This is a genomic window from Psychrobacter sp. Choline-02u-9 (genome assembly GCF_002836505.1).
GTDB lineage: Bacteria > Pseudomonadota > Gammaproteobacteria > Pseudomonadales > Moraxellaceae > Psychrobacter.
Genome location: NZ_PJBF01000013.1, coordinates 1 through 2120, shown reverse-complemented (window position 1 = coordinate 2120; position 2120 = coordinate 1). Strand labels below are relative to the sequence as shown.

The window sequence follows — 2120 nt, the reverse complement described above, 5'->3', positions numbered from 1 at the left end:
CGCTTGTGTCTTTATCTGGTTGCCACTCATTTGAGTTCTATACACACCCTAGTGAGGTGCTCTTCTTTTTTCAATCACTTTCGAAGTTGAGAGTGGGGTATGATATAGGTAATAAACAACATACCGTGTGCCATACCGATGTATTTCACACCTTCTGGAATGTCCATCATATATTTTAGTGGCATGGCGATGAAGAGCAATAATAAGAAAGAGGTGCCTTCTAGATAGCCTATAGTCAGCTGAATGTAAAAATGTTATGGATTTAAACGCGCTACTGGTATAAATTTTCTTTGCGTGCTGCTTACACAGAGGCTGCACAAAATTCATCCCAGTAGCACTGTATCATTTTTAAAGTGGGTTAACTAGACAGCTAAAAGGATAAAAAATGACCAAACCTAATCCAAGAGTATTAGAAGTAAAAGGCGTATTCGTTGAGCCTGCATCGGCGGCTTCAATCGGCGGTGCAATCCGTGATATTAAAGCAGGTAAAATCGCTGAAGGTTCGGTGATCGTTTGCACAGTGACGGGTAATGGTCTAAAAGATCCTGACACTGCGATCAAACAATGTGCCGATGCCGTGATGCTCACCATCAATGCCACATTGGATGATGTCAGAACATCAATCCTATCAAATATGGAAAAATAATTTTTCATGCTTTGCTCAGAAGAAAATACTTAAAAAGCCAACCAACTGCGGTTGGTTTTTTTTATTGCATCGTGCAGAATATAAACTGTATAAGAATAATTCCTATTTACAAACAATTTGATACAGTTTGATTTGTTTTGGTGCAAAATCAATAAATCGCCCAATATTTGTGCAATACAATAATGCTTCAAAGTTGGTTTTGTAAGTTATTGCAGTTTTATTGCAAAGAAATAAGATAAAACAGTAACTTAATAAAGTTGGCACGCCCTTTGCTATTTCAATAACAAGTTCAGAGTCAAATCATTTCGATTTGAACATTTGTAATAAACAGCTTGGGGGAATACCAACATGAACTTTAAACTTTCTACATTAGTGGCTGCATCTTTACTCACTTGTGCAAGTGGCTTGACTATGGCAGCTGAAAGCGATGTATCATTCTCTGGTACTGCAGCAATGACTTCAGATTACCGCTATCGTGGTATGACACAAACTGAAAGCGACCCTGCCGTTCAAGTTGGTTATGGATTAACCCATAGCTCTGGCTTATACGCAGGTGTCTGGGGCTCGAATGTCGGCTTTGGTAGCTCATTAGAGCTCGATCCATATGTAGGTTATAGCACTGAACTTGGCTCTTTGGCGTCTAAACCAGTTTTAGATGTCGGTTTATGGTACTACGGCTATCCAAGTGCTTCTGATTTGAATTGGCTTGAGCTGTATGCACGTCTAGGTTTTGCAGACACCATCACTGTTGGTGACAGTTTGCTTGCAAGCGTGAATTTCACTAATGATTTTTTTGGCTTAGATACTGATGCATGGTATTTAAACCTGACTTATAGCATGCCATTGAGCGCATCTTTCGGTGGTGTAGCAAGCTTAGGTTATACCACTGCTGACGATTATGATTTCAGTGATAACGCTAGTGGCGATGATAACTACATCGACTGGAAAGTTGGTGTGACTTACAGCTTTGCTTCTGTTGAAGACCTGTCAGCTGAGCTTGCTGCTGTCGGCACAAATATTGACGCCGACACCAACCCGTACAAACGTGGTGTAGAGACTGGTGCTGTATTTACAATTACTAAAGCATTCTAAGTTGTAAATAGCATAGGCTAGAAAATTAGCCTTGCGATAAAAAAATCCTGTCTTACTTCAAGGCAGGATTTTTTTATGGAGAATTGGTTCTAAATACGTCTTGGCATGTTAAATGCTTAATATTTATATCGAATAAAGATTGTTTGAATAGATTAAAAAGAAGGGGCTGTCCTAGATGAGTAAAATTATTTAGGATAGCACTATGAGAAAGAGTAAACTAAGTTGGTATAAACAAAGCAGACTCATCGAGTTATTTGTTGCCGGTTCTACCGCGAGAACAGCAGCAAGCCTAATTGGTGTTAATAAAACCACAGCCAGTTATTACTTTCATAGGCTAAGACTGCTTATTTACGAGAATAGGGGCTGTATAGAATTGAGAAAA

1 protein-coding gene and 3 pseudogenes are annotated in these 2120 nt (G+C 39.2%); 3 read left to right on the top strand and 1 reads right to left on the bottom strand.

The annotated features are described in order from the left end of the window. Nucleotides 1–98 precede the first annotated feature (98 nt). A pseudogene (locus CXF69_RS00510) lies at nucleotides 99–245 on the bottom strand (DUF3817 domain-containing protein); the annotation flags it as partial. 173 nt (nucleotides 246–418) lie between these two features. Here CXF69_RS00510 and CXF69_RS00505 point away from each other — a divergent pair. The 3 genes and pseudogenes from CXF69_RS00505 to CXF69_RS00495 all read left to right on the top strand — a co-directional run. Then, nucleotides 419–646 (top strand): annotated as a pseudogene (locus CXF69_RS00505) (threonine synthase); the annotation flags it as partial. 348 nt (nucleotides 647–994) lie between these two features. Further along, nucleotides 995–1738, top strand: coding sequence for a TorF family putative porin (locus tag CXF69_RS00500; RefSeq protein ID WP_071001644.1), 744 nt, complete (start codon nucleotides 995–997; stop codon nucleotides 1736–1738). Between the two features lie 202 nt (nucleotides 1739–1940). Beyond that, nucleotides 1941–2120, top strand: a pseudogene (locus tag CXF69_RS00495) (IS1595 family transposase); the annotation flags it as partial.

Excerpts from the sequence above, each read along its gene's own strand:
- CXF69_RS00500 (WP_071001644.1), top strand. The coding sequence starts at position 995 with ATGAACTTTAAACTTTCTACATTAGTGGCTGCATCTTTACTCACTTGT.